Annotated in this window: 26 protein-coding genes and 1 riboswitch; of the genes, 17 read left to right on the top strand and 9 right to left on the bottom strand. The window is 65.9% G+C overall.

Features of this window, described 5'->3' with window-relative positions; translation table 11 throughout:
* Positions 1-4 precede the first annotated feature (4 nt).
* From flgL to fliR, 8 genes are all read left to right on the top strand, one after another.
* Positions 5-1,237, top strand: coding sequence for a flagellar hook-associated protein FlgL (flgL, locus tag SB772_RS23980; protein ID WP_410835692.1), 1,233 nt, complete (start codon positions 5-7; stop codon positions 1,235-1,237).
* Positions 1,238-1,481: 244 nt separating this feature from the next.
* The gene (gene fliL / locus SB772_RS23975; RefSeq protein ID WP_410835803.1) at positions 1,482-1,988 is read left to right on the top strand and encodes a flagellar basal body-associated protein FliL; all 507 of its coding nucleotides are present in this window, start codon (positions 1,482-1,484) and stop codon (positions 1,986-1,988) included.
* Positions 1,989-2,053: 65 nt separating this feature from the next.
* Positions 2,054-3,052, top strand: coding sequence for a flagellar motor switch protein FliM (gene fliM, locus SB772_RS23970; RefSeq protein WP_410835691.1), 999 nt, complete (start codon positions 2,054-2,056; stop codon positions 3,050-3,052).
* Positions 3,045-3,503, top strand: a complete 459-nt coding sequence (gene fliN, locus SB772_RS23965; protein WP_410835690.1) for a flagellar motor switch protein FliN — start codon at positions 3,045-3,047, stop codon at positions 3,501-3,503. The genes fliM and fliN overlap by 8 nt, the downstream gene beginning before the upstream one ends.
* Complete coding sequence (gene fliO / locus SB772_RS23960) at positions 3,500-4,177, top strand: flagellar biosynthetic protein FliO (protein WP_410835689.1); 678 nt, start codon at positions 3,500-3,502, stop codon at positions 4,175-4,177. Before fliN ends, fliO begins: the two co-directional genes overlap by 4 nt.
* Positions 4,177-5,022 (top strand): flagellar type III secretion system pore protein FliP, encoded by an 846-nt coding sequence (fliP, locus tag SB772_RS23955; protein ID WP_410835688.1) that lies wholly within the window; start codon positions 4,177-4,179, stop codon positions 5,020-5,022. The genes fliO and fliP overlap by 1 nt, the downstream gene beginning before the upstream one ends.
* Before the next feature lie 83 nt (positions 5,023-5,105).
* Positions 5,106-5,375: a flagellar biosynthesis protein FliQ gene (fliQ, locus tag SB772_RS23950; RefSeq protein WP_410835687.1), complete on the top strand. Its 270-nt coding sequence runs from the start codon at positions 5,106-5,108 to the stop codon at positions 5,373-5,375.
* A gap of 37 nt (positions 5,376-5,412) precedes the next feature.
* The gene (gene fliR / locus SB772_RS23945) at positions 5,413-6,195 is read left to right on the top strand and encodes a flagellar biosynthetic protein FliR (RefSeq protein ID WP_410835686.1); all 783 of its coding nucleotides are present in this window, start codon (positions 5,413-5,415) and stop codon (positions 6,193-6,195) included.
* Between the two features lie 54 nt (positions 6,196-6,249).
* On the opposite strand, the gene SB772_RS23940 is transcribed toward fliR, so the two are convergent.
* The 6 genes from SB772_RS23940 to fliF all read right to left on the bottom strand — a co-directional run bounded on the left by SB772_RS23940 (position 6,250) and on the right by fliF (position 13,409).
* Positions 6,250-7,776, bottom strand: a complete 1,527-nt coding sequence (locus SB772_RS23940) for a flagellar hook-length control protein FliK (protein ID WP_410835685.1) — start codon at positions 7,774-7,776, stop codon at positions 6,250-6,252.
* A 62-nt stretch (positions 7,777-7,838) separates the two neighbouring features.
* Positions 7,839-8,288 (bottom strand): flagellar export protein FliJ, encoded by a 450-nt coding sequence (gene fliJ, locus SB772_RS23935; protein ID WP_410835684.1) that lies wholly within the window; start codon positions 8,286-8,288, stop codon positions 7,839-7,841.
* A 2-nt stretch (positions 8,289-8,290) separates the two neighbouring features.
* Complete coding sequence (gene fliI, locus SB772_RS23930) at positions 8,291-9,952, bottom strand: flagellar protein export ATPase FliI (RefSeq protein WP_410835683.1); 1,662 nt, start codon at positions 9,950-9,952, stop codon at positions 8,291-8,293.
* The gene (gene fliH / locus SB772_RS23925; RefSeq protein WP_410835682.1) at positions 9,946-10,629 is read right to left on the bottom strand and encodes a flagellar assembly protein FliH; all 684 of its coding nucleotides are present in this window, start codon (positions 10,627-10,629) and stop codon (positions 9,946-9,948) included. Before fliH ends, fliI begins: the two co-directional genes overlap by 7 nt.
* Entirely contained in the window at positions 10,616-11,611 is a 996-nt protein-coding gene (gene fliG, locus SB772_RS23920; RefSeq protein WP_410835681.1) for a flagellar motor switch protein FliG, read from the bottom strand. Before fliG ends, fliH begins: the two co-directional genes overlap by 14 nt.
* A complete protein-coding gene (gene fliF, locus SB772_RS23915) occupies positions 11,601-13,409 on the bottom strand; it encodes a flagellar basal-body MS-ring/collar protein FliF (protein WP_410835680.1) in 1,809 nt (602 codons plus the stop codon). The genes fliG and fliF overlap by 11 nt, the downstream gene beginning before the upstream one ends.
* A 237-nt stretch (positions 13,410-13,646) precedes the next feature.
* Between fliF and fliE the strand changes: the two genes are divergently transcribed.
* From fliE to SB772_RS23890, 5 genes are all read left to right on the top strand, one after another.
* On the top strand, positions 13,647-13,994 hold the full coding sequence (gene fliE / locus SB772_RS23910; protein ID WP_410835679.1) for a flagellar hook-basal body complex protein FliE: 348 nt from the start codon (positions 13,647-13,649) through the stop codon (positions 13,992-13,994).
* Between the two features lie 233 nt (positions 13,995-14,227).
* Positions 14,228-14,662: a flagellar export chaperone FliS gene (gene fliS, locus SB772_RS23905; protein WP_410835678.1), complete on the top strand. Its 435-nt coding sequence runs from the start codon at positions 14,228-14,230 to the stop codon at positions 14,660-14,662.
* Complete coding sequence (locus SB772_RS23900; RefSeq protein WP_410835677.1) at positions 14,659-14,985, top strand: flagellar protein FliT; 327 nt, start codon at positions 14,659-14,661, stop codon at positions 14,983-14,985. The genes fliS and SB772_RS23900 overlap by 4 nt, the downstream gene beginning before the upstream one ends.
* 81 nt (positions 14,986-15,066) lie before the next feature.
* Positions 15,067-16,470, top strand: a complete 1,404-nt coding sequence (locus SB772_RS23895; protein WP_410835676.1) for a flagellar hook-length control protein FliK — start codon at positions 15,067-15,069, stop codon at positions 16,468-16,470.
* On the top strand, positions 16,470-16,832 hold the full coding sequence (locus SB772_RS23890; RefSeq protein WP_410835675.1) for an EscU/YscU/HrcU family type III secretion system export apparatus switch protein: 363 nt from the start codon (positions 16,470-16,472) through the stop codon (positions 16,830-16,832). Before SB772_RS23895 ends, SB772_RS23890 begins: the two co-directional genes overlap by 1 nt.
* 160 nt (positions 16,833-16,992) lie before the next feature.
* Here the strand turns inward: SB772_RS23890 and SB772_RS23885 are convergent, their stop codons facing one another.
* Entirely contained in the window at positions 16,993-18,411 is a 1,419-nt protein-coding gene (locus SB772_RS23885; RefSeq protein ID WP_410835674.1) for a coniferyl aldehyde dehydrogenase, read from the bottom strand.
* A gap of 75 nt (positions 18,412-18,486) precedes the next feature.
* Positions 18,487-20,172: an isovaleryl-CoA dehydrogenase gene (locus SB772_RS23880; protein ID WP_410835673.1), complete on the bottom strand. Its 1,686-nt coding sequence runs from the start codon at positions 20,170-20,172 to the stop codon at positions 18,487-18,489.
* A gap of 297 nt (positions 20,173-20,469) precedes the next feature.
* Between SB772_RS23880 and SB772_RS23875 the strand changes: the two genes are divergently transcribed.
* Positions 20,470-22,128, top strand: coding sequence for a GMC family oxidoreductase (locus tag SB772_RS23875; RefSeq protein WP_410835672.1), 1,659 nt, complete (start codon positions 20,470-20,472; stop codon positions 22,126-22,128).
* Positions 22,129-22,311: 183 nt separating this feature from the next.
* On the opposite strand, the gene SB772_RS23870 is transcribed toward SB772_RS23875, so the two are convergent.
* Positions 22,312-23,262, bottom strand: a complete 951-nt coding sequence (locus SB772_RS23870; RefSeq protein ID WP_410835671.1) for a LysR substrate-binding domain-containing protein — start codon at positions 23,260-23,262, stop codon at positions 22,312-22,314.
* A 113-nt stretch (positions 23,263-23,375) separates the two neighbouring features.
* On the opposite strand from SB772_RS23870, the gene SB772_RS23865 reads away from it, so the two are divergent.
* The 3 genes from SB772_RS23865 to SB772_RS23855 all read left to right on the top strand — a co-directional run bounded on the left by SB772_RS23865 (position 23,376) and on the right by SB772_RS23855 (position 25,535).
* Positions 23,376-23,834 carry a CidA/LrgA family protein gene (locus SB772_RS23865; RefSeq protein WP_410835670.1) on the top strand — a complete coding sequence of 153 codons (459 nt, stop codon included), beginning with the start codon at positions 23,376-23,378 and terminating at the stop codon, positions 23,832-23,834.
* 37 nt (positions 23,835-23,871) lie between these two features.
* Complete coding sequence (locus tag SB772_RS23860) at positions 23,872-24,594, top strand: LrgB family protein (RefSeq protein WP_410835669.1); 723 nt, start codon at positions 23,872-23,874, stop codon at positions 24,592-24,594.
* Between the two features lie 149 nt (positions 24,595-24,743).
* On the top strand, positions 24,744-25,535 hold the full coding sequence (locus SB772_RS23855; RefSeq protein WP_410835668.1) for a glycosyltransferase family 2 protein: 792 nt from the start codon (positions 24,744-24,746) through the stop codon (positions 25,533-25,535).
* Positions 25,536-25,588: 53 nt separating this feature from the next.
* Positions 25,589-25,725: riboswitch (S-adenosyl-L-homocysteine riboswitch) on the top strand.
* The last annotated feature ends 23 nt before the right edge of the window (positions 25,726-25,748 follow it).

Below are 25,748 nucleotides of genomic sequence, written 5' to 3'. Positions count from 1 at the left end.
GAACATGCGCATCTCCAGCACGCAGTACTTCAGCATGAACGTCGCGACGATGAGCGATCAGCAAGCTCAGTTGTCGCAGTTGTACGCGGAGATTTCGAGCGGCGTGAGCCTTTCCACGCCGTCGGACAATCCGCTCGGCGCGGCGCAGGCAGTGCAACTGAGCTCGACGGCGACGACCCTCGCGCAGTACACGAGCAACCAGAGCACCGCGCTCGCCTCGCTGCAACAGGAAGACTCCACGCTCGGCAGCGTCAACACCGTGCTGCAAAGCATTCACACGCTGGTGCTGCGCGCGGGCGACGGCTCGCTGAACGACGGCGACCGCGGCTCGCTCGCGACACAGCTGCAGAGCATGCGCAGCCAGTTGATCACGCTCGCCAATTCCACCGACCCGCAGGGCAATTACCTGTTCGCCGGCTATCAGGGCACCGCGCAGCCGTACACCACCAATTCGTCCGGCGTCGTGACCTATTCGGGCGACACCGGCACGCCGGCCGTGCAGATCACCGATTCGCGCACCATCCAGACGGCCGACAACGGCCTCTCGATCTTCGGCAGCGTGGCGTCGATCGGCACCAGCGCGGTCCCGGCCGCGGCCACGGGCAACGGCGGCACCGGCGTGATCAGCGGCGTGAGCCTGACGAACCCGACCGATCCGACCAACGCCTACACATACTCGATCGCTTTCGCGGGCGCAGGCGCGGCGACCACCTACACGGTGACTTCGACCGATCCGGCAACCGGCACGGTCACGACGGGCACGCCGCAGACTTTCACGTCGGGCTCGGCGATCACGCTCGGCGGCCAGTCGGTGACGATCACCGGCGCGCCGAACGCGGGCGACAGTTTCACCGTGACGCCGGCCACGCAAGGCAGCACGGACGTGTTCGCGAATCTGAGCCAGTTGATCGCGACGCTGCAATCGCCGGTCGCGGGCGCAGCCGCGACGGCCAGTTTCCAGAGCGCGCTGACCACCAGCATGACCCAACTCGAAAACACGATGAACAACGTCGTGACGGCCCAGGCCGCGGTGGGTGGCCGTGAGCAGGAAGTGCAGGCGTTGCAGACGGTCACGCAGACCAACACGTTGCAGACCGCGAGCAACCTGTCGGATCTGACTTCGACCGACCTGACCAAGACGATCAGCAAGTACACGATGACGCAAGCCTCGCTGCAAGCGGCGCAACAGGCGTTTGTGAAGGTGCAGAGCATGTCGCTGTTCCAGTACCTGAACTAAGCGGGCTGGAGGCGATATGAAGAAGGGCGGAACCGGCGTGAGCCGGTTCCGCCCTTCTTTGTTTCGGCGGCAAAGAAAGTGAGTGCCCCCTGCCCCGCACAGGGGCGTGGCGGCAGGCAATCCCGCGCCTGAAAGGCAAAAACAAGAGATAGCCCGCATTAACCCTTCTTTTCGACCCATCGCGCCGCAGGCAAATCAACAACAATCACCATCACCAGCACTAAAGGCAAGCAAAGCACACCTCATGGCAACCACGACTGCAAACCAGCAAGCCGCGCCCGCCTCCCCGGGCCCCTTGAAGCGCATCATCCTGATCGTCCTCATCGCGATCGTCGCCGCAGGTGCAGCCGGCGCGGGTGTGTGGTTCTTCATGTCCAAACGCGCCCCGGCCTCCGCCTCAGCGGAAACAGCCAGCGCGCCGGCGCCATTGCCGGCGCCCCTCTTCTTCCCGCTTGAATCGATGACGGTCAACCTCCAATCGGACGACGGTCAGCAACACTTCCTGCGTATCGGCCTCACGCTCAAACTGGGCGACCCGAAAACCCAGCAGGAACTCACCGACCATATGCCGGAAGTGCGCAGCCGCATCCTGCTCGCGCTGTCGAACAAACACCCGGAGGAACTCGCGCCGCTCGACGGCAAACGCGCGCTGGCCACCGAACTCCGAACCCTGATCGAACAGCCGACCGAAAAGGGCGCCGCGCCGATCCACGTCCAGGACGTGCTGTTCACCGAATTCGTCGTGCAGTGACGTCCGCAGTGACGTTATTTAGCGCTGCCATCATCAACCGCCACGGGACGCACGAGGAATAAGGAATGGGCCACGAAGAGTTCATGTCCCAGGAGGAGGTCGATGCCCTCCTCAAGGGCGTAACCGGCGAGTCCGACTCGGTCGCCGAGCAGACCGATCGCACGGGCGTCCGCCCGTACAACATCGCGACGCAGGAACGCATCGTCCGTGGCCGGATGCCCGGCCTCGAAATCATCAACGACCGCTTCGCGCGTCTGTTGCGCGTCGGTATCTTCAACTTCATGCGGCGCTCGGCGGAAATCTCCGTCGGTCCGGTGAAAGTGCAGAAGTACAGCGAGTTCACCCGCAACCTGCCGATCCCGACCAACCTGAACCTGGTCCACGTGAAGCCGTTGCGCGGCACGTCGCTGTTCGTGTTCGACCCGAACCTGGTGTTCTTCGTGGTCGATAACGTGTTCGGCGGCGATGGGCGCTTCCATACCCGCGTCGAAGGCCGCGATTTCACGCAGACCGAGCAGCGCATCATCATGAAGCTGCTCAATCTCACGTTCGAGCATTACGCGACGTCGTGGAAGAGCGTGCGCCCGCTGCAGTTCGAATTCGTGCGCTCGGAAATGCACACGCAGTTCGCCAACGTCGCGACACCGAACGAAATCGTCATCGTTACGCAGTTCTCGATCGAGTTCGGCACCACGGGCGGCACGCTGCACATCTGCATGCCGTATTCGATGATCGAACCGATCCGCGACATCCTGTCGTCGCCGATTCAGGGCGAGGCGCTCGAAGTCGACCGCCGCTGGGTCCGCGTGCTGTCGCAGCAGGTGCAGGCCGCTGAAGTCGAGCTGACCGCCGACCTCGCGCAGGTGCCGGTCACGTTCGAACAGATCCTGAATATGCGCAAAGGCGATGTGCTGCCGATCAACATTCCCGAACACATCACGGCGAAAGTCGACGGCGTGCCGGTGATGGAATGCGGCTACGGAATTTTCAATGGTCAGTACGCGTTGCGGGTCCAGAAGATGATCAGCGCAACCGACACGATGAAGGAAGGTGGATATGAGTGACCTGAAAGCAAAGCCCGAGGCGGAATTGCCGGAAGCCGAACAACTGGCTGTCGCGGCATCCGCCGAGGACGACGCGGCGATGGCCGACTGGGCCAGCGCGCTTGCCGAGCAGAACGACAACACGGAAGTCAGCGCCACCACGGCCGGTGTGTTCCAGCCGCTGTCGAAGGTCGAGCCGACCTCGACGCGCAACGACATCGACATGATCCTGGACATTCCCGTCCAGATGACCGTCGAACTCGGCCGCACCAAGATCGCGATCCGCAACCTGCTGCAACTCGCGCAAGGTTCGGTGGTGGAGCTCGACGGCATGGCCGGCGAACCGATGGACGTGCTGGTCAACGGCTGTCTGATCGCACAGGGTGAAGTCGTGGTCGTCAACGACAAGTTCGGTATTCGTCTGACCGACATCATCACGCCGTCCGAACGCATCCGGAAACTGAATCGATGAAACGCGTTACCGGTCGCGCCGCGCTGCATGCGTCGCGCCATGTTCTCCAGCGCGCCGCGCTCACAGCGGCGGCAGCAGCCACTTCGGCGTTAATGGTCACGCTGACGCTCGCACCGTCGGCCGCGCACGCCGCCGACATGAACGCGGTCAACAACGCCGCGAAAATCGCTTCGGGTGTCGGTGCCGGCACGGCCGTTCCGGCGCTCGGCGTCGGCGCGGTGCTGCAAACGGTCGTCGGCCTGCTGGTGGTGATCGGTCTGGTATTCGCCTGTGCGTGGCTCGCGCGGCGCTTCGGCTTGCAGCCGGCGAAGCGCGGCGGCCTGGTGAAGACGATCGGCGGCGCCTCGCTCGGCGGCAAGGAGCGGGTCGCGGTGGTCGAGATCGGCGATACCTGGCTGGTGCTCGGCACGGCGCCCGGCAATGTGCGCCTGCTGCATACGATGCCGGCCGGTTCGGCCGCGGTCGATGCGGTTGCAGGCACGGGCGCGGGCACGGGCACGGGCACGGATACGGGACCGCAAGCGCCCGCCGCCAGCGCACGCGCGCCGTTGCCCGGCACGTTCGGCCAACGCTTTCGCGACGCTTTGAAAGGCGAAGTGGGCAAACGTTTCAAAGCACTCAACGGCGCCAACGCTATCAACGGTATCAACAGGCAAGGCAGCGGGGACCGGTAATGCAGTCCAGTCTTCAATCAGCGCATCGCGCGCCGTCCATTCGCATGTCTTGTGCCGCTTCGAAAGTTGTCCCTGGGCTGCGCCGTATCGCACCGGTGCTGCGCCGTATCGCACCTCTCGCACTGCCGGCGCTGATGCTCGCGCTGCCGACGCTGTCGTTCGCGCAAACCGCCGGCCTGCCGGCCTTCAACACGAGCCCGGGCCCGAACGGCGGCACCACGTACTCGCTGAGCGTGCAGACGATGCTGCTGCTCACGATGCTGTCGTTCCTGCCGGCGATGGTGTTGATGATGACGAGCTTCACGCGCATCATCATCGTATTGTCGCTGCTGCGCCAGGCGCTCGGCACGACCACCACGCCGCCCAACCAGGTGCTGGTCGGTCTGGCGCTGTTCCTCACACTGTTCGTGATGTCGCCGGTGCTCGACAAGGCCTATACCGACGGCTACAAGCCGTTCTCCGAAGGCTCGATGCCAATGGAGCAGGCGGTCTCGCGCGGCCTCGCGCCGTTCAAGACCTTCATGCTGCGCCAGACCCGCGAAAGCGATCTCGCGCTGTTCGCCCGCATTTCGCACGCCGCGCCGATGCAAGGTCCGGAAGACGTGCCGCTGTCGCTGCTGGTGCCGTCGTTCGTCACCAGCGAATTGAAAACCGGCTTCCAGATCGGCTTCACGATTTTCATCCCGTTCCTCATCATCGACATGGTGGTGGCGAGCGTGCTGATGTCGATGGGGATGATGATGGTGTCGCCCGCCACCATCTCGCTGCCGTTCAAGCTGATGCTGTTCGTGCTGGTCGACGGCTGGCAGTTGCTGCTCGGCTCGCTCGCGCAGAGCTTCGTATAACCGCCCGGCTGAGCCTGGCTTAATCTGGCTTAACTTGGGCTGAACGCGTTCGTTCAACCCTTCACGCTTCCGGTCGAATCGCCATGAATCAAGAATCCGTCATGACGCTGGCGCACCAGGCCATGTATGTCGGCCTGCTGCTCGCCGCGCCGCTCCTGTTGGTCGCGCTGGTGGTCGGTCTGGTGGTCAGCCTGTTCCAGGCCGCCACGCAGATCAACGAAAGCACGCTCTCGTTCATTCCGAAGCTGCTCGCGATTGCCGTCACGATGGTGATCGCCGGCCCGTGGATGCTGACGACCATGCTCGACTATCTGCGCCAGACACTCACCAACATTCCGGCGCTCGTCAACTGAGCGTCGCCCCGGCCTCCCCTCACCGGTCCCCGCCGCGATGTTTTCCGTCACCTACGCGCAACTGAACGCCTGGCTCACCGCGTTCCTGTGGCCGTTCGTGCGGATTCTCGCGCTGGTCGCCACCGCGCCGCTGCTCGGCAACCGTTCGCTGCCGACGCGCGTGAAAGTCGGCCTCGCGGCCTTCATCACGATCATCGTTGCGCCGACGCTCGGCGCACTGCCGCAAGTCACGGTGTTTTCCGCCGAAGGCGTGTGGATCATCGTCAACCAGTTCCTGATCGGCATCGCGCTCGGCATGACGATGCAGATCGTGTTCCAGGCGATCAGCGCCACCGGCGATTTTGTCGGATTGGGCATGGGCCTCGGCTTCGCGACTTTCTTCGATGCGCAGGCCAGCAGTTCGAGCCAGGTGCTGTCGAGCTATATGAACACCATCGCGATGCTGGTGTTTCTGGTGATCGACGGACATCTACAGATGATCAGCGCGTTGCTGACGACGTTCCAGTCGGTGCCGGTGTCGGCGAACATCCTGGGCGCACCCGGCTGGCGCACGCTGGCAGGCTTCGGCGGCACGATCTTTTCGGCCGGTTTGCTGTTGTCGCTGCCGGTGGTCGCAGCCCTCCTGATCACCAACCTCGCGCTCGGCATTCTCAACCGCGCCGCGCCGCAAATCGGCGTGTTCCAGATCGGTTTTCCGCTCACGATGCTGATCGGCATGCTGCTGTTGCAGCTGATGATTCCGAACATGATTCCGTTCTTCACGCGCATGTTCGACATCGGCATCGATCAGATGGGGCGCGTCGCGGCGGGTTTGAAGTAGCGCATTGCTCCGCGCCGGCGCACGGACATAAACCGCCGCAAAGACAAAAAAACATCAAGCAAAAGTATCAACCAACCCCACAGCCCGCCGCACGGCAACATTAGCAACAGACGCAACAGAAGAATCCCCAGCGCCGCCGGCAAAAGAACCCGCACCCTTCCCGCCGGATCGGCCAGAATCCGCACTCTGCTGCTGCCCACTGCCCTGACGGGCAAAACCGTCACTAACACTAGCGCTACCAAGCCCAATGCCATTGGACTGCATCGCTTCGCGAAGCTTCGGCAGGGCTACCTCGACAGCCTCCCGCACCTGCTGATGCTGGGAAACAAACAGCGCATGCGCATGGTTATCGGCAACCTGCAACACGACCTGCAACGGTCCCAAATCCTTCGGATTCAAAGTCAGCTCGGCGCTTTGCGAATGCGCATTCGATAAAAACACCACCTTCTGACTCAGTGCGTCTTCCCAGTCAGTCGTGCCCACATGCGGCGCCAACGTATTCGCGACCTCGGCCGCGCCAGCATTGCCAGTCGGCTGCACAGCCGCAGTCGTGCTAGCGGCGCCAGCCGCCGCCTGCGCGGCAGCCAGCGCAGCCGTCGCCGCATCAGCAGCACTCTTGAAGGACGCCGGGTCGTCAGCCTGGACACCGCCGGCAGCCGTCGCCGTCAACGCGTTAGTTGCCATCGTCGCTGCCGCGGACGGATCCGCCACAGTCGTGGCCAACGATGTCAACGAGGTGCCCTTGGCAGCATTCGATCCCTTGCCGTCGCCGAACAAACCGGCTCCCAGCGTCTTGCCGCTTGCCGCGGCGCTCAATCCGCTACTCGCATCGCCAGCGAGACCGCTTGCGCCGTTCGACGCACTCGACACGTTCGCCGCCGCGCCGCTCGCCAGCGCCTGGGCCTGTGCCGGAACAGCGCCCAGGGCGTCCGCCAGCGCGGCCAACGCCGCCTGCAAAGCGTCCTGCGCCGACTTCGGATCGGTTGCGCCGGTCTTTTTGCCTGAGGTGCCGCCAGTCGTGGTGTCCGTGGTCGCGCCGGCCAGCGAGGTCGCGGCGTCGGTCAACGCAGTGGCAGGGTCGGTAGCGGCCGGGACGGCCGCGCCGTTCGCGTTGGCCTGAGCCTGAGCTTGCGCCTGGGCGGCCGCCGCAGCAGCGGCGCCGGTGTCAGCCGGCGTAGCCGTGCCGCCGGACTTCGCCGGCGTCGCGGCAGTCTTGTCCGTGGCGGCCTGTGGCGTATTGCTGGACGCGGCGGACGACGAGGCACCGGACGATGCCGCGCTCGCCGTGTTGCTGTTGCCCTTGTTGCCGCTTGCGGCGTCCGTACTTTGGGTCGACGGATCGGACGGCGGCGGCGCGTCATGCACGCTCGACGAAGCCGGCGACGACGCCGGCGCCGAGGAAGCCGAAGATGCCGATGCCGGCTTGCTCGCGCTTTGCGCGGCTGCATCGTTTTGCGACACGATGCTTTGCTTGAGGGTCTGCGAGAACGGCTGGGCGTTCGCCGCAGCGGCCATCGCCGCACTGCTGGACGTGCTGCTGGCGGAGCCGAGCAGCGAGCCGATCGGTGAAAGTGCTGACATAGATGATCCTGTCAATCCGTCAAAACGGTGTGTTCGTTCAGCCGAAACTGCGCTCGGGCGCGTCAGATGCCCTCGGCGCGCATCCGCAGTATTCGGGCGGCATGTTCGTCGGCGTCGCGCTGGTCGCGCCGCGCCGTTTGTTTGGCTTCGACAGCTTCGCCGCGCGCCTGCAACACTTCATACGAGCCGAGTTTCTGCTTCTGGCGCTGCCAGTCGGGCTTGGCGGCCTCGACGCGCGCGTTGGCCGTCACCAGCAGGTTGCGTTGCTGTTCGATGGCGGTGTCGAGCGTGTCGATGAACGCCTGGAAATTGCGCATGTTGCCGGCGGGCATGCCCGTTTGGGCGGTCGCCGTGAAGCGCGCGTGATATTCGTCGCGGTACTGCACCAGCGAGTCGAACTGCGCCTGCACGTCGCCGCGTTCGCGCTGCGCGCGGCCGAGGCGCTGAGCGGCGGCGTCCACATCGTCCTTTGCCAGGCCAATGAGCGTCTTGATCGGAAAGTGTTTCGCCATCGTCAGCCTCCTTGGGCAAACAGCGCGTCCAGCATCTCGAGACTCGGTTCAAAGTTTGCGCACTCGCGAAAACCTTGCTGCAAAAATGCTTCCATCCGCGGATACAGCGCGATTGCGCGGTCGAGCAGCGCGTCGCGCCCGCTCGAATAGGCGCCGACATTGATCAGATCGCGGTTGCGCTGATAACGCGACAGCATCTGCTTGAACATACGCGTTTTGTCGAGATGGTTTTCGTCGATCAGCGCGGTCATTGCCCGGCTAATCGACGCTTCGATGTCGATCGCCGGATAGTGGCCGGCCTCGGCCAGCGAGCGCGACAGCACGATATGGCCGTCCAGAATCGCCCGCGCCGAGTCGGCGATCGGATCCTGCTGATCGTCGCCTTCGGTCAACACGGTGTAGAAGGCGGTGATCGAGCCGCCGCCTGCCGGGCCGTTGCCGGTCCGCTCGACCAGCGCCGGCAGCTTGGCGAACACCGAAGGCGGATAGCCCTTGGTGGCGGGCGGCTCGCCCACGGCCAGCGCGATTTCGCGCTGTGCCATCGCGTAGCGGGTCAGCGAATCCATCAGCAGCAGCACGTGCTTGCCCTGATCCCGGAAATATTCGGCCAGCGAGGTCGAGTACGCCGCCGCCTGCATCCGCAACAGCGGCGAAACGTCGGCCGGCGCGGCGACGACGACCGAGCGCGCCAGACCTTCTTCGCCAAGAATCTGTTCGATGAATTCCTTCACTTCACGGCCGCGTTCGCCGATCAGGCCGATCACGATCACTTCGGCGCTGGTGTAGCGTGCCATCGTGCCGAGCAGCACCGATTTACCGACGCCGGAACCGGCGAACAGGCCCATCCGCTGCCCGCGACCCACGGTCAGCAGCGCATTGATCGCGCGCACGCCGACGTCGAGCACCTTGTGAATCGGTTCGCGGTTCAGCGGATTGATCACCGGCGCGGACAGCGGCGCGTCGGCGTGCGCGCCGAGCGGGCCGAGGCCGTCGAGCGGACGGCCCGACGCGTCGAGCACGCGCCCCAGCAATTCCCAGCCGACCGGCAAGCGCTTGGCGCCCGCCATCGGATCGGCGATCGGCGCGCTTTCGAGCGGATAAACCCGCGCGCCGGGCAACAGGCCGATCACTTCGGTGGTCGGCATCAGAAACAGTTTGTCGCCGGAGAAGCCCACCACTTCGGCTTCCGCCATCGGCAGCGAACTGCCGGGCGGCAGTTCGATCATCACCTCGGCGCCCACCGACAGGCGCAGGCCGACGGCTTCGAGCACCAGACCGGCGGCGCGCGTCAGGCGTCCGCAGGCGCGCATCGGTTTGGCGATCGCGTTGCGCGCGCGCAGCGCGTCGAGCCGGCCGCGCCAGGCCTGCATGTGCGGGTTGCTGTCGAGCGCGGGATCGTAGGGGGCGGGGAGGGATGCGGGGCTCGAAGCAACACTTGAAGCAGCTAAAGCGGCAGACTCGCGGCTCGCCGCTGTGCCCGTCGCAGGGTGACCCTGGCCCGGATCGCGCAACACGGCCTCGATGGCCGCGACCGCTGCCGCAGCAGGCGTCACCGCCGCCGGCTGGTCCGCCAGTGCCTCGGCACCGAACGACGCCAACGCAAGCTCGCGTTCGAGCGGCGTCAGATCGCTGGCGCGGATCTCTTCGAGCGTCGGCTTCACCATGTGCTCACCTTGCCGAGCGCGGCGGCAACGCGCTGCCAGCGCGTGTCGATGCCGGCATCCACTTCGCCGCTGCCGGCCTGCGCGCGGCAGCCGCCGCGTTCGACCGACGCATCGGTGCGCACCGTCCAGCCGCGCGTTTGCAGTTCTTCCATCAGATAGGCTTCGACGACCGGCAAGTCGGCCGGACTGACGATCAGCGCCGGCGCGCCGACCAGCGCCGGTTCGGTGGCCAGCACCTCACGCGCGGCGGCGATCAGCGCGGTCGGATCGTGCTGCACGTGCTGGCGCACCACCTGCTGCGCGATGTCCAGCGCCAATCCGACCAGCATCTCCGAGATTGCGCCCTGGGCGCCGTCGAGCGCCGCCTTGAACGTCTCGGCGAGCGCGGCGAGGCGCGCCGCTTCTTCGCGCGCTTCGCTTTGGCCTTGCGCGAAACCCTGCGCGTGACCTTGCTCGTAACCGGCCTGGTAGCCGAGCGCCTGCCCGGCCACGTGACCGGACGCGGTGCCCTGTGCATGCGCGGCCTCGCGCAGACGGTCGAGTTCGGCTTCGAATGCGCCGTCGTCGACTTCGGGTTCGGGCGGCGCGGGCCGCACCGGATCGAACGAGGCCATCTCCCAGCGCTGGTAGGCCGAGAGACTCGCCTTCGCCGCGGAGTTCCGATTAGACATAGGCATCTTCCGCCTTGCCGCCTAGAACAACCTGGCCGCTTTCCGCCAGGTTGCGCACGATTTGCAGGATGCGGCGCTGTTGCGTCTCGACTTCGGACACGCGCACCGGACCGCGCGCGTCGAGGTCTTCGGCGAGCAGTTCGGCGGCACGCTGCGACATGTTCGACAGGAACTTCTGGCGCAGTGCGGGTGGCGCGCCCTTCAGCGAAATGATCAACGCCTCGGATTCGACTTCCTTCAGCAGCAGCTGGATCGCGCGGTCTTCCAGATCGAGCAGGTTCTCGAACACGAACATCTGGTCGATGATCTTCTGCGCCAGTTCCGCGTCGTATTGGCGAACGTTCTCGATGACGCCTTCTTCATGGTTGCTCGACATGAAGTTGAGAATTTCGGCCGCCGTGCGGATGCCGCCCATCGGGCTGCGCTTGAGGTTGTCGCTGCCCGACAGCAGGCCCGTCAGCACGTCGTCGAGTTCGCGCAGCGCGGCGGGCTGGATGCCGTCGAGCGTCGCGATCCGCAGCAGCACGTCGTTACGCAGCCGCTCGGTGAAGCAGGCGACGATTTCCGACGCCTGGTCGCGGTCGAGGTGAACGAGGATCGTCGCGATGATCTGCGGATGCTCGTTCTTGATCAGCTCGGCCACCGCCGCGGAATCCATCCACTTGAGACCTTCGATCCCGCTGGTATCGCTGCCCTGCAGAATCCGGTCGATGATCGCGCCGGCCTTGTCGTCGCCGAGCGCCTTGGTCAACACCGAACGGATGTAGTCGCTCGAATCGAGCGACAGCGCCGTGTGCTTTTCGGCCTCGCGCACGAACTCCTGCAGGACATCGTCGATCTGTTCACGCGTGATGTTCTTCAGCGCGGCCATCGCGACGCCGATCTTCTGGACTTCGCGCGGCCCGAGGAACTTGAACACCTGCGCGGCTTCCTCCTCGCCGATCGACATCAGCAGGAGCGCGCTCTTCATTACGCCTTCAGCGCTCATCGGACACCCAATTTTTCACGACGGTTGCGACGATCTTCGGATCCTGGCGCGCGATGTTGCGCGCGAATTCCAGGTTCCGTTCGTACTTGTGTTTCGAGTTTTCCAGCGCAAGCAACTCGTTGTCGCCTTCCAGTTCGGCGACGTCGGCCGCACCGGCGCGCTCGGCGGCCGGGATGCCGTCCAGCAGGATCGGTTCGTCCGGCGACGGCAGCGCCGCGGCGGCGACCGGCTGCGGCGGCGGGAAAGCGCGGCGCAGCGCCGGCTTCACTATCACGAAGTAGAGGAACAGCGCGACGGCGCCGATTCCGAGGTAGGTCGCGAGCTGCCTGGCGAGCGCGATCATGTCCGGCGTGCGCCACCACGGCAGGTCGGCGCTCGGGTCGAGGTCGGCGCTGAACGCGCTGTTGACCACGTTGACCGAGTCGCCGCGCGCAGCGTCGAAGCCCATCGCGTCCTTCACCAGCTGATTGACCTGCGCGAGCTTGTCGACGGTGACCGGCTGCATCGTCGCGTGGCCCTTGGCGTCCACCACCTTCAGATAGTTGACCACCACCGCCACCGACAGACGCTTGATGCCGCCCATCGGCTGCTCCAGATGCTGCACGGTCTTGTTGAGTTCGTAGTTGGTGGTCGAATCCTTGCGGTCGCTGACCGGCGTGGCGGTCACGCCGCTCGCGCCGTTGCCCGCCGTGATCGGCGCGGAAGCCGGCTGCGGCGGCTGGTTCGACAGCGCGCCGGGCACGCCCGAGGCGGCCGCCTGCGACATTTCGGTGGCGGAGCTCGATTGCTGGCTGCGGATCGCCGCCTGTTGCGGGCTGCCGTTCGGGCCGTAGTTTTCCGAGGTCTGCTCGCTGCGCGAGAAGTCGATATCGGCGCTGACCTGCGAATGCGCATTGCCGGCGCCGAATAGGGGCGCGAGGATCGCGTCGATGCGCTGCTGGGTGTTGCGCTCGATCTGCTGGCGATACTTCAGTTGCGAAGCGTCCAGACCGCTGCCGGAGGACGGGTTCGTCAGCAGGTTGCCGTCCTGGTCGAGGATGGTCACGCCGCGCACCGGCATGTCCGGCACCGCCGAGGACACCATATGGGTGATCGCCAGCACCTGGCCTTCGTCGAGCGCGCGGCCCGGATACAGGTCGACCAGCACCGAGGCGGAGGGCGCTTCCTTGTCGCGCACGAACACGGACGGCTTCGGAATCGCCAGATGCACACGGGCCGACTTCACCGACGAAATCGATTCGATCGTGCGCTGCAGTTCGCCTTCCAGGGCGCGCTGATAGTTGATCTGCTCGGCGAACTGGCTGATGCCGAACTTCTGGTTGTCCATCAGTTCGAAGCCGACCGAGCCGCTCTTCGGCAGGCCTTGCGAAGCCAGCCGCAGACGCATTTCATGCACCTGCTCGGCCGGCACGAGGATCGCGCCGCCGGCGTCGGAGAACTTGTAGGGAATGTTGGCCTGCTGGAGCGCGGTGATGATCGCGCCGCCGTCGCGGTCCGACAGGTTGCTGTAGAGCACCTTGTAATCCGGCGCGCGCGACCACAGGAACAGACCGGCCACGATCGCGACCAGCAGCGCGACGGCAAAAATCAGCGGGGCACGCGGGTTGCCGCGCATTTGCGCGAGGCCCGACAGGCGCTGGCCGAAGTTGCCGCTCATGCCGCCAAGGTTGCCGCCCAAGCCGCCGAGGTCCGCCGCGCCGCCGGGCTGGCCGGCGCCGGGCGCACCGGCGCCCGGCTGCGCGCCGGCGAGGCCCATGCGGACGTCGGGGTTGATCAAAGAGTTGGCTGACGAATCCATGCGTCGGGTATCTCCGGGATGCCTTTGCGTTCTGCCGCCCGGCCGCACCGAGGGTCGGCGGGCGCACGAACAGAGACTTTCACCATTGAAATTATCCGCAGGGGCGCTTAACCCGATTGCTTGAATAGAGCCGGGTTTTCCCCCTAGTTTCGGGGCTTTCCCTAAAGGCCCGCTGCTATGCTTTCGCTCAGATCGGTACGGCTTGGGTGCGCCGATCACCATTCCCCTGGAGAGAACATGACTTTGCCCGTGAACGCGCTCTCGTCGGCGCTGCAACAGATGCAGTCGATGGCGGCGCAAGCGGCCGGCAGCAATCCGGCGGCCGGCGTTACGGCGGCCGGCCAGTCCGGCGCGGCGACGGCCGGCGGTTTCGCCTCGGCGCTGAAGGCTTCGCTGGACAAGATCAGCGGCGATCAGACCAAGGCGATCGGCGAATCGCAGGCGTTCGAGCTGGGCGCGTCGAACGTGTCGCTGAACGACGTGATGGTCGATATGCAGAAGGCCAACGTCGGCTTCCAGTTCGGCCTGCAGGTGCGCAACAAACTGGTCACGGCCTATAACGACATCATGCAAATGTCGGTGTGAGCGCGGCTCGGGCGGCGAGTTCAGGCGGCAAGGCGATTGCGCCCGCCTGTGTCCGCACGCCCGGGCAGCGCCTGGCCCGCGTGGCTCGCCCCATTCGCCCCTTAATCCTCCTTACATCGGCCTAAAGCTTTCCCGCTGCCTATCCGATAACCAGGTACAGGCAGAGATCGGCGCGGCAACGCGCCCGGACGGGCTGCCACGACCAACCGCAATGCAAGACAGGAGGAGCGCCGATGTTTTCCCCAGGACACTCTGGAGCCAATGCGTACGCACGCGTGGGTGTCGAGACAGGGGTGATGGGCGCGAGTCCGCATCGTCTGATCGTGATGTTGTATCAGGGCGCCCGGCAAGCCATCGCGCAAGCGCGCATGTACGTGCAGCAAGGCAATGTGCCGGCGCGCGGAGAAGCGATCGGCAAGGCGATTCAGATCGTCGAAAGCGGGCTGCAGCAGTCGCTCAATATCGAGGCGGGCGGCGAGATTGCGGAGCGGTTGAACGCGCTATACGGCTATATGTCGCGCCGGCTGCTCGAAGCCAACATAAAACAAAGCGAGGCGATGCTGGTCGAGGTCGATGGCCTGCTGGCGACGCTCGAAGAAGCCTGGATCGGGATTGCCCCGGAGATCGCGCGGATGGCTGTCCAGCCGGCCGCGGAAAGCATGAGATGACATCGAACACAGAATATTTCGCCCGCTACGAGGCGATTGCAGCGATTTCCCGCCGCATGCTGACGGCTGCGCGGTGCGCCCTGTGGAGCGATCTGGTACGCCTGCAGGAGGAATACCGGGTTCTGGTCGACGCGTTGCGGGATGCGGAAACCGGCGTCAAGCTGGACGAACCCGAGCGCCTGCGCAAATACGCGCTGATCCGGCAGATCCTCGCGGACGATGCGGCGATCCGCGATCTGGCGAATCCGCGCATGGCCAACCTGTCGGCCCTGTTCGCCGGACGGCAGACTCGCGTGCTCAAGGAACTGTACGGGGCGAACTGAGTTTGCCTGCGGGCAACACGCCGCATGAGTCCGACTGACTGTATTTGAGCGCGTCGCTGCCAATGTGACCAAGGAATCGGTATGAACGGAATCGACGCGGTCGTCACGTCGCTACTTGCGAACCGGGTCGACAGTCTGCTCAATCTCGCGCCGGGCAGTGCGACGGCCTCGCAGACTGGCGCGGCGGGTGTCGATACCGCGCCTGCCACCGCCTCACCCGTCACGACACCCATGCCACCGCCGGCTTCTGCGCAAACCGCGCTGTCCGCCGTCGCGCTGACGCTCAATGCGATCGTGAACTCAGGCGGCGAGGCGACGCCTGCCGTGCTCGGCCAGGCACCGATCTGGCCGGCCGCTCCGGCGCTCGACGTCGAGGCCGGCGCTTTGCCGCTCTTCGATACGGCTGCCACGCCCGCTGCTTCGTCTGCGAATCCGAATACCGCCGGTACCGCGGCTACCGCGTCCACCGCGAACGTGGCAGCGGCGCAGGTGCCGGTCGCCGCGCTGGCGGCCGCGCTCGAACAGACGGTCGGCGACAGCGGTTTGTTCTACGAAGCCCATCTCGCGCAATGGCTGGCCGGCCAGCGCCCGCCCGCCGCTCTCGCCGGCGAGGCGCAAAACAAGCTGGTGGCCGCTGCCGCGCAATTGCCGCTCGACTGGGCGAGCGATGCCGAGCCGTCTTCGTCCGCGAATGCCGCGCCGCGTCAGGGTATGGGCGCGCCGCCCAATGGCGCGTCCGACGGCAACGCCGCCGCACACGCCACGCCGGCGATCCAGACGGCGCAGGCGGCGCGCTTCGTGGCCGGCGAAGTGCTGGCGCACTCGCTTGCCGATCTGAACAGCCAGCCCGCGCACACCTTGCACAGCGCCGCGGCGTCTTTGGCCGACGGCGCGCCGCCGCAAAACGCACAATCGATGGCTGCCGCGGTTCATCCCGCGACGGTTCCTTTAGTGCGTCAGCAACTCGATCTGCTCGCGACCGGGCAGTTTCGCTGGACCGGCGAAGCATGGCCGGGCGCCAAACTCGACTGGACGATCGAGCAGGAAGGCGACGAATGGGATCGCAGCGGCGGCGGCGCGGCGAGCGAGGACGATCAGCCGTGGCGCACGCGTCTGACGTTGTCGCTGCCGACGCTCGGCACCGTCGATGCGGAATTGACGCTGACCGGCACGCGGCTGGTGGCGCGCGTGCAGGCGAGTCCGGGCGGCGCGGCGCGACTGGCGATGCAGGGTGAGAGCTTTCGTCAACGGCTGGCGGCGGCGGGTATCGAACTGAACGGACTGACGATTCGCGAGATCGGCGGCGGCATGCCGGCTACCGCGGCGGGCGCTGCGGTAGCCGGGCAGGCGGCGGCTTCGGCGTACGCGCGCTCGGCTTCGGCGGCATCATCGGCCTCTGCGGCTGACAAGGCGGCGGGGCGCCGCGTGGCCCGTGTTACCCGCCCGGGCGCCGCACCGCTCGACGATTTCGATTGGGATATGTGATGAGCCGCAAACATCGCCGCAGCGCGGCCGCGCTCGTCTACGACGCAAACGGCAGCGACCCCGCGCCGCGCGTGGTCGCCAAAGGCTATGGGCTGCTGGCCGAGATGATCGTGCAGCGCGCCAGGGAGGCGGGGCTGTACGTGCACGAGGCGCCGGAAATGGTGTCGCTCCTGATGCAGGTGGACCTCGATACGCGGATTCCGCCGCAGCTTTATCAGGCGGTGGCGGAGTTACTGGCCTGGCTGCATCGGATGGAAAGCGGCGCGGAGAATGAGCCGGCGGACGGCGGCGCCGATGCCGGCAAGCAGGACGTGACCGACGTGGTCGCCACCGAGATCGGCGGCAGCACATCCACGGGCTGAGCGGGCTGGTTTCGCCGAGTTCACCCAGCGCGGTTCCGGCCAACTCCGCCGCGCGCTGCCGGTCCCGCTCGTCGCCGGCTGCCAGTCGCCCGCCAGCTTTCCCCGGTTGCCAGTCACCCGCTGGCCGTCCCCGGCTGGCCGTCTCCGGTTAGCCGTCCCCTCAGAACCGCATCATCAGCTTCAGCAGCGCATTCACCCGCTTGCCATACGGCGGCGAGATCAGTCCGCGCGCGTTCAGACGCGCCTGCGTCAGCACCGGCTTCATCTTCGAGAAGGTGACGAAGCCTTCGTAGCCGTGATAAGCGCCCATCCCGCTCGCACCGACCCCGCCGAACGGCAGGCTTTCGCACGCCAGATGCATCAGCGTTTCGTTGATCGCCATGCCGCCCGCGATGGTTTCGTGCGTGACGCGCTCGACGGTGGCGGCGGCGTCGGCGTACAGATAGAGCGCGAGCGGCCGAGGCCGCGTGTTGATCCACGCGATCGCGTCGTCGAGCGTGTCGTACGGGACGATCGGCAGCAGCGGCCCGAAGATTTCCTCCTGCATCAGCGCGCTGTCATCCGGTGCGTTGGTGACGGCGATCAGCGGGAAGCGGCGGCTGGCCGGATCGGGCGAGGCGTCGGTCAGCGCGTGGAGTTGCGCGCCGGCGGCCCGCGCTTCGTCAGCGAGGCGTTCCAGGCGCGCGAAATGGCGTGCCGAGATGATCGACGTGTAGTCGCGGTTGTGCGCGAAGTCGGGATACATCTTCGCCATCCGCACGCGCGCCCGTTCGATGAATGCCTGCTCCCGGCCGCACGGTACCAGCACGTAATCCGGCGCGATGCAGGTCTGGCCGGCGTTGAGCGTCTTGCCGGCGACGAGGTTGTCGACCGCGTTGTCGAAGCGCGCATGCGTGCCGATGATGGCCGGCGACTTGCCGCCCAGTTCCAGCGTCACCGGCGTCAGATGCCCGGCGGCTGCGTGCATCACTTCGTGGCCGACCTTGGTGGAGCCGGTGAACAGCAGATGGTCGAACGGTTGCGAACTGAACGCGGCGGCCAGCGCCGCATCGCCGTTCACCACGGCAACGTGATCGCGCGCGAAGGTCTGGCCGATCAACTGCTCGAACAGCGCCGAGGTGCGCGGCGTCAATTCGGACATTTTGACGATCGCGCGGTTGCCGGCGGTCAACGCGCTGATCAGCGGGCCGACGGCCAGCAGCACCGGATAATTCCACGGCACGATGATGCCGACCACGCCGAGCGGCTGCGGCACGACTTTCGCGCGCGCCGGCAGCAGCGATTTGTTGGTACTGCGGCGCTGCGCTTTCATCCAGCGCTTGCCGTGTTTCAGCGCGGCGTCGATCTCTTCCTTGAGCAGCAGGAATTCGGCGAGCAGTACTTCCTCTTTCGCGCGGTTGCCGAAATCGGCGTTCATCGCATCGGCGAGCGCGTCGCGGTTGTCTAGCATTGCCGCGCGCAGCGCTTTCAGATGCGCGGCGCGCGTTTCCCACGACGGATACGGCGCACGCAAGTAAGCATGGCGTTGATCGCGGAGCAGCGCTTCGAGCGCGGCGACCTCGGGCAGATCGTTCTTCATCTGTGTCCACTCCCTGATGGATGTCGGTGCGCGTAGGCCGCGCTTATCGGTCTGTTGTTGTCCGGCTGGCCGGTATCAAGCGGCAAACGCCCGCTCGACGATCGCCGCATGGTCGAAGGTGGCGGGCAGCGTGCCGTACACGCGGCCGCTTTCGCCGCAGCCGTCGGCGAGCCGCGTCGCGATGAAGGCGTCGGCGACTTCGGACGGCGCATGCCTGACGAGCAAGCTTGCTTGAGCAATCAGCACGAGTTGCTGCGCGATACGCCGCGCCGATGCTTCCCGCTGTTCGGCCGGTCCGTCGAGCGTGGCGGCGAGCTTGCCGAGCGCGGCGCCCAGCGCCGGGTGGCCCTGCGCATCCGCTTGCCACGCGGCGAACAACGCCTGCGCTGCTTCGGGTTCGCGCTCCATGGCGCGCAGCACGTCGAGGCACATCACGTTGCCCGACCCTTCCCAGATCGAATTCACGGGCGCTTCACGATAAAAACGCGCCATCGGCGCAGTCTCGACGTAGCCATTGCCGCCCCAGACTTCCATTGCCTCGCCGGTGAATTCGAGCGTGCGCTTGCAAACCCAATACTTCGCCGCCGGCGTGACGATGCGCCGCCATGCGCGCTCAGCCGGCGAGGCGTTAGATGAATCGGCCGATTCCTCGAAAGCACGCGCGAGCCGCATGAACAGCACGGTCGCCGCCTCCGACTCCAACGCGAGATCGGCCAGCACGTTGCGCATCAGCGGCTGGTCGGCGAGATGCCGCCCGAACGCGCTGCGATGGCGCGCGTGATGGATCGCCTGCACCAGCGCCGCGCGCATCAACGCCGCGCTGCCGATCACACAATCGAGCCGCGTGTAGTTCGCCATTTCGATGATCGTCGGCACGCCGCGGCCTTCGTCGCCGATCAGGATGCCGAACGCGTCGAAGAATTCGACTTCGCTGCTCACGTTCGAGCGGTTGCCGAGCTTGTCTTTCAGACGCTGGATCTGCACCGCGTTCTTGCTGCCGTCCGGCGCGAAGCGCGGCACGAAGAAGCACGACAGGCCCCCGTGATCGCCGGTGCGGGCGAGCACCAGATGCGCGTCGCATTGCGGCGCGGAGAAAAACCATTTGTGGCCGACGAGGCGGTATTCGGCGCCGCGGCCGCTGCCGTGCGTCGCATAGGCGCGCGTCTGGTTGCTGCGCACGTCGGAGCCGCCTTGCTTCTCGGTCATGCCCATGCCGATCATCGCCGAGCTTTTCTGCGGGAGCGGGACATCGCGCGGATCGTGTTCGCGGGAGTAGAGCTTGTCGCGCAGCGTCTCGAACAGGGCGGGTTCGCGCTGCAACACCGGAATGCTCGCGAAGGTCATCGTCAGCGGGCAAAGCGAACCGGATTCGAGTTGCGCGTGCAGGAAGTAACCGGCGCAGCGCGCGACCATCGCGCCGCGCTGCGGATCGGAGAACGGCAGCGCGTGCAGGCCCTCGCGGCGCAGCAGCGACAGCAGCGTATGCCACGACGGATGAAACTCCAGCGCGTCGATGCGTTCGCCGCGCGGGCTGTGCGTGAACAGTTCAGGCGTGTGGCGGTTCGCCAGTTCGGCAAGCGCGAGCGTTTCCGGGGAGGTGAGCGCGGCGCCGTCGCGCAGCAGCGCGTCGCGATGCCACGCGGCGCCTTCGCGTTCGAGGGCGGCCGATAATGCGGCGTCGCTCGAAAACAGGTTGTAGTCCGCCAGCAGTGGAACCTGGTTTGTCACGTCGTGGGTGTGGCCGATGCTGAACCGTTCCATCTGCTGTCTCCGTTCGCCGGATGCGCTCCGGCGCTGATCGACGGTGTGCTGTTTTATCGCTGCGTGTCGTGCCGCACGCTGACGGGAAGGCGCGCGCGGCGCCGTGTTTGAATGCCGCATTCACCGCCTCGGCAGGCGCATGCGCGTCTTTCATCATAGGGTCGCGGCGCCGTTTTCGTTTAGAGGGATCGCTCTGACCGGAACGCGCCGTGGCGGCGCAACGCTCCCTACAATGCCGAAAAACACACGTAGACAGAGACAGGGTCCGCAAGCAACGCGGCCCATCAGGAGGAGCGGATGCAATACGACTACATCATCGTCGGTGCAGGCTCGGGCGGCTGCTCGCTTGCGAGCCGCCTCGCGGATAGCTGCCCCGACGCGACGATCGCGCTGATCGAAGCCGGCCCGCACACGGACCGCAATCTGTTAGTCAATATGCCGGTCGGCGTGGCGGCCATCGTGCCGCACAAACTCAAGACCAACTACGGCTATCTGACGACACCTCAGTCCGGGCTCGGCGGACGCCAGGGCTATCAGCCGCGCGGCCGCGGTTTCGGCGGCTCGAGCGCGATCAACGCGATGATCTACACACGCGGCCATCCGCTCGATTACGACGAATGGGCGCAGCTCGGCTGTGACGGCTGGTCGTGGGCCGAGGTGCTGCCGTATTTCCGCCGCGCCGAGGGCAACGAGCGCGGCGCCGACGCGTGGCACGGTGCTGACGGTCCGCTGACGGTGTCCGATCTGCGCTATCGCAATCCGTTTTCGAAGCGTTTCGTGCAGGCCGCGATCGAAGCGGGCTACCGGCCGAACAGCGACTTCAACGGCGCGGAACAGGAAGGCATCGGTTTCTATCAGGTGACGCAGCGCGACGGGCGCCGTTGCAGCGTCGCGCGCGCTTATATCTACGACCGCCGGCGGCCGAATCTGCACATGATCGCGGATGCGACCGTGCTGCGCGTGAGCTTCGACGGCAAGCGCGCGAGCGGGGTCGAGATCGTGCGCGGGGGGCGCACCGAACAGCTTGAAGCGCGCGCCGAAGTGGTGCTGGCAGCGGGCGCGTTCAATTCACCGCAACTGCTGATGTGCTCGGGGATCGGGCCGGCCGCGCATCTGCAATCGCTCGGCATTGCGGTGCTGCACGACGCGCCCGAGGTCGGCCAGAATCTGATCGACCACGTCGACTTCACGATCAACAAACGGGTGTCGTCGATCGAACCGACCGGCTTTTCGGTGCGCGCCATCGCGCGGATGCTGCCGCAATTCGTCACCTTCATGCGGCACGGGCGCGGCATGCTGTCGAGCAACGTCGCGGAAGCGGGCGGCTTTCTGAGGAGCCGGCCGACGTTCGAGCGGCCGGATCTGCAACTGCATTTCTGCGCGGCGCTGGTCGACGATCACAACCGCCACATGCACTGGGGTCACGGCTATTCGCTGCACGTGTGCGTGTTGCGGCCGCATAGCCGCGGCACCGTAACGCTGGCGAGCGCCGACGCACGCACGGCGCCGGTGATCGATCCGCGTTTTTTCAGCGATTCGCGCGATCTGGACCTGCTGGTGGAAGGCGCGCGGATGGCGCGGCGCATTCTCGACGCGCCGTCGCTCGCGCTGCACGGCGGCAAGGAGTTGTACACGCATCCCGGTCAGACGGAGGCGGAACTGCGCCGGACCATCGCCGAGCACGCCGACACGATCTATCACCCGGTGGCGACCTGCCGGATGGGCGGCGACGCGCAATCGGTGGTCGATCCGCAACTGCGGGTGCGAGGCGTGACGGGGCTGCGGATCGTCGATGCATCGGTGATGCCGACGCTGATCGGCGGCAACACCAATTCGCCGACCGTGATGATCGGTGAACGCGCGGCCGAACTGATCGTGACAGCGCGGCGCGGAGCGGAAACGGTGCTGTCTACGGCGCCGGCGGGTCGTTCGGGCCTGGCGGCGAGCGCGGCTTGAGTGGGGTGTCGTACTTGCTCGCCGGGCGCCGCAGAGTGCGGCTTGAGCGGGGCCTCGCACTTGCTCGCTGAGCGCCGCATCGAGTTCGTCGCGCAGCAGTAGCGGCGAGCGTCTGCCGCGTTTACCCCCGCGTTCGACCTGCTAATCGAACATACCGCCCGATTTGCACCGGGCGGCATGTTTTCACCTGGAAAGAGGCGCGGCGATACCGGTCATGCCGACGTCCGGCCCCACCATGAACTCGTCGCCGGCTTGGCCCGGCAATGCCTCACGCGCAACCTCGAGCCACGCGCGTGCCGCATGCGACAGATAGCCATTGCGACGCCAGCCGATCGCCATCTCCCACGGAATTTCCGGTTCGACGACCGGCCGGCAAGTGAACTGCGCCGCATCGAGCCGTCGGCAATACGGCGCCGGCAGCAGCGCAATGCCGACCCCGGCCAGCACCAGCGCCGCCATGAAATCCCAATGCCCGCTGCGCCCGACGATAGTCGGCGCAAAGCCGGCCGTGCGGCACGCGTTCAGAACGACGTCATTGAGTGCAAGGCTTTCGCCATAGAACACGAACGGCTCGCTTGCCAACTGGCCGAGCGGCACCTCGTGCAGGTCGTCCCAGCGCGAGCCGGTGCGCGCGACCAGCCAGAGCAATTGCCGTGTCATCGGCAGCACGTCGATATTCTCGGGGTCGACCGGTTGCAGCACGCCGCCCAATTCCAGTTCGCCGCTGATTAGCGCCGCTTCGATCGCGCGCGAACCCTGCTCGAACAGCTTCAGGTCGATTTTCGGGTAGCGCTGGCGGAATGCGGCGATCGCGGGCGTGAAGAGCGAACCGCCCATCGGCGGAATACCGATGGTCAGCTCGCCGCGGCCGAGCGTGTCGAGATCGTTCAGCTCGGCCTGCAACTGCGCATGCGCGGCCAATACGTCCTGGCCGCGCTGATAGACGATCCGGCCGGCGTCGGTCAGCACCATCTGGCGTCCGTCGCGCAGCAGCAGCGGCGAGCCGATTTCGTCTTCCAGCGACTTGACCATTTTGCTGATGGTCGGCTGCGTGACGAACATCTGCTCGGCGGCGGCGGTGAAGCTCTGTTGACGCACCACTTCGACGAAATAGCGCAGCGCACGTAGTTCCACGATCTCAGGCTCCGAAATTCCAAATTGGAATGGTTTTGATAGTAGTAAGTCATTATATTTATGTTGCGTTGCAACCTATACTGACTTCCATCAAAAGTCACCTGGGGATTGCCATGACGACGCAGCTTCTCTCACGATTCGCCCACGCCGGTCGCGCAAGCGGCGCGATGCGCGTTGCGCGGATCGCCGTGCAGAGCGCCGCGCTTGCCGGTCTCTGGCTGGTCGCCGATTTCGTCGTGCGTCGGCTTCACTTGCCGGTGCCCGGCGGTGTGGTCGGCCTGGCCGCGTTGCTCGCGCTGCTGTTTTGCGGCGGTGTCGCGCCGCGCTGGATCAAAGCCGGCGCCGATTGGCTGTTGTCGGACATGCTGCTGTTTTTCATTCCGGCGGCGGTTGCCGCGGTGCAATACGGCGGGCTGTTTCGCGAGGACGGCTGGCGTCTCGCGCTGGTGGTGATCGCCGGCACGTTGATGGTGATGATCGCGGTCGCCGTTGCGGTCGAGCAGGCCGCACGGTTCGAGCGCCGGCTGGCGCTGCGCCGCGTGATGGTCGCGCGGCATGCGGCGCGCGCCTGATTTTTCCTCAACCTCTATTCCAGTCTGAGACCCGCTCATGAACGCGCTCTACACGTCCCTGTTTGCCGACGATGCCTCGCGTCTGATCGCGGCGGGCTGTTTCGTGCTGACGGTGGCGCTGTATTTCGCGTCCAAGGCGCTGTACGCCCGCTTCAAGTCGCCGTGGCTGACGCCGCTGGTCGCCGTGCCGGCCGTGCTCGCGGCGATTGTCGTGCTCGCGCATATTCCGTATCCGGTCTATTTTCAGGACACGCGCTGGTTGATGTGGCTGCTCGGGCCGGCCACGGTCGCCTTCGCCGTGCCTATTTATGAATACCGCGAGTTGCTCAAACGGCACTGGATTTCGCTGACGGTCGGTGTGACGGTAGGCATTGTGGTGGCCGTCGGCGGTTCGCTGATGCTGGCGAAGCTGCTGCATCTGTCGCCGGAATTGCAGCGCAGTCTGATGACCCGCTCGGTATCGACGCCGTTCGCGCTTGCCGTCTCCGACAGGATTCACGCACCGAAGGACCTGACCGCGCTGTTCGTGATCGCGACAGGCGTCTGCGGGATGCTGTTCGGCGAACTGGTGTTGGGGCTCGTGCCGCTGCGCACGCGGCTCGCGCGCGGCGCGCTATTCGGCGCGGCGGCGCACGGCGTGGGCACCGCGAAGGCGCGTGAACTCGGCAGCGAGGAGGGCGTGGTCGCCAGTTTGACGATGATGATCGCCGGCGTGGTGATGGTGCTGCTTGCGCCAATGCTAGGGTCTGTTCACATGTGAACAGGCCTTGGGGTTGTTGGCGATCTGACTGACACGAGCAGTTGGAGGGCGCGGGGCGGCGCGCATGCCGCATTTCAGGATGGGCGCGGCCGGGGGCGGTCTAACATCGAAGGTTTTCTACCGTTCGGCCCGCTTGCCTGTCTCACTCCATGACACCCGTCTCAATCATCATTCCCTGCTACAACGGCGCAGCGACGCTTGCCCGTTCGCTTGAAAGCTGCCTGATTCAGGCCGAAGCCGCGCAGATCATCGTGGTGGACGACGCCTCGACCGACGCGTCGGCCGACGTGGTCGCCCACTATGGACGCCGCGACCCGCGTGTGGGTCTGCTGCGGATGCCGTACAACGGCGGCGCGGCGCGGGCGCGCAACTGGGGCGCCATGCATGCGTCGCATGAACTGCTCGCCTTCCTCGATGCCGACGACGAATACCTGCCCGGCGCATTGGCCGCCGCGAGTGCGTTCCTTACGCAGAACCCGAACGAAGTATCGGTGCGGCTCGACGTCGACTACACGGATTTTCCGGCCGAACTCACCGGTCACGCCGATTTCGATCAGCACGCCGCGACGCTCAGCAATACCGTGCCGAGCAGCCTCATCATTCGCCGCGCGGCCTACGCCGCACTCGGCGGCTTTCCGATGGACGACCTGTTTCGCCGCATTGGCGGAGAGGACGGCGCGTTTTCGTGGGCCTTGCGCGCGATCTTCGGCAACCGGCGTTTGAAAGATGCAAAGCGCGTGCGCATGCATTACCACGCGGGCATCCACGCGGAACGCTATTTCCGCATCGCGCTAGGCATGCAGAAGCCGGATCCCGTCGACCTGGCCGACGCGTTCCGCGTGTCGAAGCAGTTCGTCGAGACCGCGCGCGCGGGCATCGCGCAATTGCGCACGGCAAGCGCCACGGCCGAGGTGGCCGCACCGGCTGTCCCGGCCGGATAGCGCCGCAAACCATCACACCCCGAAGCCATCTCGATTTGCTACAATCGCCGTTCGTCTTCGAGGAGCGTTGCGACGGGTACCGCGAATCAGCATATTCGCCGGCCGCCCGCCAGGCTCGAAGGCTTCAATCGGCAGGCTCGGATGCGCTTTGCGCTTTCCCATCCACCGCATCGAACCGCGCTCACGTCAAATTTCTAGTCAATTTCTTAGAAA

The organism is Paraburkholderia sp. SIMBA_030 (assembly GCF_046535245.1).
Taxonomy (GTDB): Bacteria; Pseudomonadota; Gammaproteobacteria; order Burkholderiales; family Burkholderiaceae; genus Paraburkholderia.
The sequence above is the reverse complement of the archived record's forward strand: the minus strand, read 5'-3'. Positions and strand labels throughout refer to the sequence as shown.

What these genes read in the sequence shown, in the direction of transcription:
- flgL (WP_410835692.1), top strand. Translation starts at nt 5, where the DNA reads ATGCGCATCTCCAGCACGCAGTACTTCAGCATGAACGTCGCGACGATG.
- fliL (WP_410835803.1), top strand. Translation starts at nt 1,482, where the DNA reads ATGGCAACCACGACTGCAAACCAGCAAGCCGCGCCCGCCTCCCCGGGC.
- fliM (WP_410835691.1), top strand. Translation starts at nt 2,054, where the DNA reads ATGGGCCACGAAGAGTTCATGTCCCAGGAGGAGGTCGATGCCCTCCTC.
- fliN (WP_410835690.1), top strand. Translation starts at nt 3,045, where the DNA reads ATGAGTGACCTGAAAGCAAAGCCCGAGGCGGAATTGCCGGAAGCCGAA.
- fliO (WP_410835689.1), top strand. Translation starts at nt 3,500, where the DNA reads ATGAAACGCGTTACCGGTCGCGCCGCGCTGCATGCGTCGCGCCATGTT.
- fliP (WP_410835688.1), top strand. Translation starts at nt 4,177, where the DNA reads ATGCAGTCCAGTCTTCAATCAGCGCATCGCGCGCCGTCCATTCGCATG.
- fliQ (WP_410835687.1), top strand. Translation starts at nt 5,106, where the DNA reads ATGAATCAAGAATCCGTCATGACGCTGGCGCACCAGGCCATGTATGTC.
- fliR (WP_410835686.1), top strand. Translation starts at nt 5,413, where the DNA reads ATGTTTTCCGTCACCTACGCGCAACTGAACGCCTGGCTCACCGCGTTC.
- SB772_RS23940 (WP_410835685.1), bottom strand. Translation starts at nt 7,776, where the DNA reads ATGTCAGCACTTTCACCGATCGGCTCGCTGCTCGGCTCCGCCAGCAGC.
- fliJ (WP_410835684.1), bottom strand. Translation starts at nt 8,288, where the DNA reads ATGGCGAAACACTTTCCGATCAAGACGCTCATTGGCCTGGCAAAGGAC.
- fliI (WP_410835683.1), bottom strand. Translation starts at nt 9,952, where the DNA reads ATGGTGAAGCCGACGCTCGAAGAGATCCGCGCCAGCGATCTGACGCCG.
- fliH (WP_410835682.1), bottom strand. Translation starts at nt 10,629, where the DNA reads ATGCCTATGTCTAATCGGAACTCCGCGGCGAAGGCGAGTCTCTCGGCC.
- fliG (WP_410835681.1), bottom strand. Translation starts at nt 11,611, where the DNA reads ATGAGCGCTGAAGGCGTAATGAAGAGCGCGCTCCTGCTGATGTCGATC.
- fliF (WP_410835680.1), bottom strand. Translation starts at nt 13,409, where the DNA reads ATGGATTCGTCAGCCAACTCTTTGATCAACCCCGACGTCCGCATGGGC.
- fliE (WP_410835679.1), top strand. Translation starts at nt 13,647, where the DNA reads ATGACTTTGCCCGTGAACGCGCTCTCGTCGGCGCTGCAACAGATGCAG.
- fliS (WP_410835678.1), top strand. Translation starts at nt 14,228, where the DNA reads ATGTTTTCCCCAGGACACTCTGGAGCCAATGCGTACGCACGCGTGGGT.
- SB772_RS23900 (WP_410835677.1), top strand. Translation starts at nt 14,659, where the DNA reads ATGACATCGAACACAGAATATTTCGCCCGCTACGAGGCGATTGCAGCG.
- SB772_RS23895 (WP_410835676.1), top strand. Translation starts at nt 15,067, where the DNA reads ATGAACGGAATCGACGCGGTCGTCACGTCGCTACTTGCGAACCGGGTC.
- SB772_RS23890 (WP_410835675.1), top strand. Translation starts at nt 16,470, where the DNA reads ATGAGCCGCAAACATCGCCGCAGCGCGGCCGCGCTCGTCTACGACGCA.
- SB772_RS23885 (WP_410835674.1), bottom strand. Translation starts at nt 18,411, where the DNA reads ATGAAGAACGATCTGCCCGAGGTCGCCGCGCTCGAAGCGCTGCTCCGC.
- SB772_RS23880 (WP_410835673.1), bottom strand. Translation starts at nt 20,172, where the DNA reads ATGGAACGGTTCAGCATCGGCCACACCCACGACGTGACAAACCAGGTT.
- SB772_RS23875 (WP_410835672.1), top strand. Translation starts at nt 20,470, where the DNA reads ATGCAATACGACTACATCATCGTCGGTGCAGGCTCGGGCGGCTGCTCG.
- SB772_RS23865 (WP_410835670.1), top strand. Translation starts at nt 23,376, where the DNA reads ATGACGACGCAGCTTCTCTCACGATTCGCCCACGCCGGTCGCGCAAGC.
- SB772_RS23860 (WP_410835669.1), top strand. Translation starts at nt 23,872, where the DNA reads ATGAACGCGCTCTACACGTCCCTGTTTGCCGACGATGCCTCGCGTCTG.
- SB772_RS23855 (WP_410835668.1), top strand. Translation starts at nt 24,744, where the DNA reads ATGACACCCGTCTCAATCATCATTCCCTGCTACAACGGCGCAGCGACG.